The following is a 4,684-nucleotide window of genomic DNA, read 5'->3' as shown; positions in this document are numbered from 1 at the left end:
TCGACGGTGTAGGAAAGCTCGAGGACGGCGCCCGCGTCTATTTCCTGTTGCCGCGCTTGCCTTACGGCGCTTTCGCGGATGAGACCGTCGCGGCGGCTCAGCAATGTCTGCCCCTGCCCGACGATCTTGACGACGTGACGGCGGCGGCGATCGCCAATCCCGGAATGTCGTCCTGGGCGGCCTTGGTCGATCGCGCCAGGCTCGCGCCGGGCGAGACCGTGCTCGTCAACGGCGCGACCGGAGCCTCCGGTCGGCTTGCCGTGCAGATCGCGAGGCATCTGGGCGCGAAGAAAGTGATCGCGACAGGCCGCAATCCGCAATCGCTGGCTTCTCTCGCCGCCCTCGGGGCCGACGCAACAATCGCGCTCAGCGCCGACGACGCCGCGCTCGAGGACGGCTTTCGCAACGCGTTCGCGCAGACGGTCGACGTTGTGCTCGATTACCTCTGGGGCCGCAGCGCGGATCTGTTGCTCTCCGCCGCTGCCAAGGCCGCACCGAAATCGTCGCAGATCCGCTTCGTGCAGATCGGCGCGGTGACGGGCGGCGAGATTCCGCTTCGCGCCGACGTGTTGCGCTCGACGCCGATCGAAATCATGGGCAGCGGGCTCGGCAGCGTGCCGGGTCAAAGACTCATGGCCGCGATCGGCGCCGTGCTCGCGGCGGCGAAGCCCGCCGGCCTCAAAGTCGCCGCTCGCGCCGTCCCGCTCGCGGAGATCGAGAGCGCATGGACTGAGGCCGAGGACGCGCGGCGCGTGGTGTTCGTTCCGTAGCCCCGCGCGGGTGGTGCGGGCGCCGCCCGCTTGGGGCCGCCTCAGCCGAGGTTCAGCTCCTTGAAGAAGTCGGCGCCCTTGTCGTCGACGACGATGAAGGCGGGAAAATTCTCGACCTCGATCCGCCACACCGCCTCCATGCCGAGCTCGGGGTATTCGAGAACTTCAACCTTCCTGATGCAGTCCTGCGCCAACCGCGCCGCCGGGCCGCCGATCGAGCCGAGATAGAAGCCGCCATGCTTTGCGCAGGCTTCGCGCACCGCCGCGGAGCGGTTGCCCTTGGCGAGCATCACCATCGAGCCGCCCGCCGCCTGGAACTGGTCGACGAAAGAGTCCATCCGTCCGGCGGTGGTCGGTCCGAACGAGCCCGAAGCCATGCCCTCGGGCGTCTTGGCCGGACCGGCGTAATAGACCGGGTGGTTCTTGAAATAGTCCGGCATCGGCTCGCCACGGTCGAGCCGCTCGCGGATTTTTGCGTGGGCGAGGTCGCGCGCCACGATCATCGGGCCGGTCAGCGCAAGCCGCGTGCGGATCGGATGCCTGGTGAGCTCCGCGAGGATCTCCTTCATCGGCCGCCTGAGGTCGATCTCGACCACCTTGCCACCGAGCGCCGCCTCGTCGACCTTTGGCAGGAAGCGGGCGGGATCGTGCTCGAGCTCCTCGAGGAACACGCCGTCGCGGGTGATCTTGCCGAGCGCCTGCCGGTCGGCCGAGCAGGAGACGCCGATCCCGACTGGCAGCGAGGCGCCGTGGCGCGGCAGGCGGATCACCCGCACGTCGTGGCAGAAGTACTTTCCGCCGAATTGGGCGCCGACGCCGAGGTCTTGGGTGAGCTTCAGGATCTCCGCCTCGAGTTCGGTGTCGCGAAAGGCCCGCGCGTCTGCGGCGCCCGACGTCGGCAGCGCGTCCAGATACTTGGCCGAGGCGAGCTTGACGGTCTTCAAATTGAGTTCGGCGGAAAGGCCCCCGATCACGATCGCGAGGTGATAGGGCGGACAGGCGGCCGTCCCAAGGGTGAGGATCTTCTCCTTCAGGAACGCGATCATCCGGTCGTGGGTGAGGATCGACGGCGTCGCCTGGAACAAAAAGGTCTTGTTGGCGGAGCCGCCGCCCTTGGCCATGAACAGGAACTTGTAGGCGTCCTCGCCCTCGGCGGAGATGTCGATCTGGGCCGGAAGGTTGTCGCCGGTGTTCGTCTCCTCGAAGGTGGAGAGGGGCGCGAGCTGGCTGTAGCGCAGGTTCTTCTTGCGATAAGCCTCGCGCACGCCTTCAGCCAGCGCCGCCTCGTCGGACCCCTCGGTCCATACGTTGCGGCCCTTCTTGGCCACGACGATCGCGGTGCCGGTGTCCTGGCACATCGGCAGCACGCCGCCCGCAGAGATGTTGGCGTTCTTCAACAGGTCGTAGGCGACGAACTTGTCGTTGCCGGTCGCCTCGGGGTCGTCGAGGATTTTGGCGAGCTGGGCGAGGTGCCCGGGCCGCAAGAGGTGGTTGATGTCGATCATCGCGTGCTCGGCCAGCAGGGTCAGCGCCGACGGCTCGACGACGAGGAATTCCCGCCCGAGCGCTTTCTCGACCCGCACGCCCTTATCCGTCAGCTTGCGGTACGGGGTCGTGTCGGGCCCGAGTTGAAACAGGGAATGATGCTGCGCGCCCATGGGACCGCTCCGTTGGAACTGAATTCAGCTCGCCCTTGCCGAACGGGCCTCCTCAGGCGGCCGCCCGGTTCGCCGCCGCGATGGCGTCGGCGATGGCGAGCGTGCGCCGGGCCATCTCGCCGTGCAGCAGTTCGACCATCTTGCCGTTGAGGCTGATCACGCCCTTGCCGGCGTTTTCCGGCAGCGCGAAGGCGTCGATGATCGCGCGCGCGTTTGCGACCTCCGCCGCCGTCGGCGCGAACACCTCGTTGCAGATGTCGATCTGGCTCGGGTGGATCAGCGTCTTGCCATCCAGGCCCATGTCGCGGCCCTGCTCGCACTCGGCCCGGAAGCCGTCAAGATCCTTGATGTCGTTGTAGACGCCGTCGATGATGTCGACGCCGTGGGCGCGCGCCGCCACGAGGCAATTGGCGAGCCATGCGGTCATGGTCGGGCGGCCGGGGGTGAGGCGGGCGCGGGTTTCCTTGGCGAGATCGTTGAGGCCCATCACCAGCACCGCCAGACGCGACGCCGAGTCGGCGGCGACGGCGGCGATCTGGCCGGCGTTGAGGATGGCGTTCGGCGTCTCCATCATCGCCCAGAGGCGGGTCTTTTCGGGCGCGCCGTTCTCGCGCAGCACCCGGGCCGCGACCATGACCGCGCCGGGTCCATCGACCTTGGGCAGGAGGATGGCGTCGGGCCCCGCTGCGGCGGCGGCGATGAGATCATCGGGCCCCCAGGGCGTATGCGCCCCGTTGACCCGGATGACGACCTCGCGTCCGCCGAAATCGCCCTTGGCCGCCGCGACCACCTGCTCCCGCGCCGCCTCCTTGGCGTCCGGGGCGACCGAATCCTCGAGGTCGAGGATCAGCGCGTCTGCGGGAAGCGTCGGCGCCTTCGCGAGGGCCTTGGAATTGGAGCCGGGCATGTAGAGGACGCTGCGACGCGGACGAGCAAGCATGACGATCTCCTGACAGCACTGTGAGCATTTAAAGACAAGATTGTTGCGCCGCCAGATGCTGCAGCGCAAAAAACCTTGGACTTAGGGCGGATGGCTGATGACACACGGAGGCCGCATCGATCGATGCCGCGATTCTGGCGCCAACGGGCGCAAGCTGGTAAACGGAAAACCGTCGCGACAGACTGCCCCTTTCGGCCCCGGGTTGGAAGTGCGCAAGACGTCGCAGACTGAGAGTCGACGGAGCGCTCGCCGTCGTCGAACGCGAGGCTCTTTGGCGAACGCCCGGATTGGAAGTATCGAACGGAGCATTTCGCTCTTCTTTGGAGACTGTGCGATGGCCACGGACGGCGAGTGGAAACTGGTTCTCGAAACCCCGATCGGGCCGCAGGAAGCGCAGCTCTCGATAAAGACCAAATCCACTACCGCTTTTGACGGCGTGATGAACGGACCGGCGGGTCAACAAACCTTCGAAGGGGCGATCGACGGCGATACGCTCACCTGGCAGACGGACATCACCAATCCGATGCCGTTGACGCTTGAATTCACCGTCAAGGTCGAAGGCGACGCGCTGAGCGGCGAAGCCAAGCTCGGCATGTTCGGCGTGGCCCCGGTGACCGGCGCGCGGGCCTGACGGCCGCGCCGTCCGCGTGGTCGGCCGACGGCGTCCCGGGCGCGAGGCCGCTCAGAAGGCCGCGGCTATTGCGGCCGCAAGCACAGGACGGGGCTATGGCGTCGAAGGCGCTCAGGAGTCCGAGGAAGCGCGCCCTAAGATTTGGATTTCCTCGGGCCTCCGCGGAGAGAGGTCCGGGCTCCGCAAATCTTCGGATTCTTGCGGTTGGATTTCCTTGGAATTCCTTGGATTCTCTCGATCGAAATGAGCCTTTTCAAAGGGTTGTGCGCGAACCCAGGGCCAACTTTATTCATCATGCGGCCCCTTCCCGCGCAAAAGGCCGCGTCCCGTCCAAGACTGCGTCGATCCCCTTGCGCTTCGTTTGTTGCTCGCATGAAGGGATCATATCGGGAATTCTGCTTTTCCGCAATCAAGAAGCGCCGTGGCCATCGCGGGGAGAAGAGACCAACTTGGTTTGTCCCCACTGAACGACGGCAGTGCGCAAATACTGGCCGTTCGCCCATGGCTTGGGGAACGGGCCATATCGACCCATTCCTGACGTTCGGCCAACGACCGTTATCGGTTTTTCAGGCTTGCCGGCGTCATTCTAAAACACTAACAACAGCGCTCGCCCAGCCAGTTACGACCCTCTCATTGACAATACATTGCGGCTTAAGATAGATTTGAACATGGAATCGATCCCGGT

Annotated in this window: 4 protein-coding genes; 2 read left to right on the top strand and 2 right to left on the bottom strand. The window is 65.8% G+C overall.

Annotation, left to right across the window (positions count from 1 at the left end):
• On the top strand, positions 1-770 hold a 770-nt coding region (locus tag ACLP25_RS01420), incomplete at its 5' end, for a zinc-binding dehydrogenase (RefSeq protein ID WP_442467466.1).
• 41 nt (positions 771-811) lie between these two features.
• Here ACLP25_RS01420 and ACLP25_RS01415 read toward each other — a convergent pair.
• Both ACLP25_RS01415 and ACLP25_RS01410 read right to left on the bottom strand, forming a co-directional pair.
• Positions 812-2,428, bottom strand: coding sequence for a fumarate hydratase (locus tag ACLP25_RS01415; RefSeq protein ID WP_442467465.1), 1,617 nt, complete (start codon positions 2,426-2,428; stop codon positions 812-814).
• 52 nt (positions 2,429-2,480) lie between these two features.
• Positions 2,481-3,368, bottom strand: a complete 888-nt coding sequence (locus ACLP25_RS01410; protein ID WP_442467464.1) for an HpcH/HpaI aldolase/citrate lyase family protein — start codon at positions 3,366-3,368, stop codon at positions 2,481-2,483.
• A 334-nt stretch (positions 3,369-3,702) separates the two neighbouring features.
• Between ACLP25_RS01410 and ACLP25_RS01405 the strand changes: the two genes are divergently transcribed.
• Positions 3,703-3,999, top strand: coding sequence for a hypothetical protein (locus ACLP25_RS01405; protein ID WP_442467463.1), 297 nt, complete (start codon positions 3,703-3,705; stop codon positions 3,997-3,999).
• Positions 4,000-4,684: the final 685 nt, after the last annotated feature.

The sequence above is a fragment of the Roseiarcus sp. genome, assembly GCF_052145395.1.
Lineage (GTDB): Bacteria > Pseudomonadota > Alphaproteobacteria > Rhizobiales > Beijerinckiaceae > Roseiarcus.
Note: the sequence above shows the minus strand (reverse complement) of the source record. Positions and strands in the feature narration are given on the sequence as shown.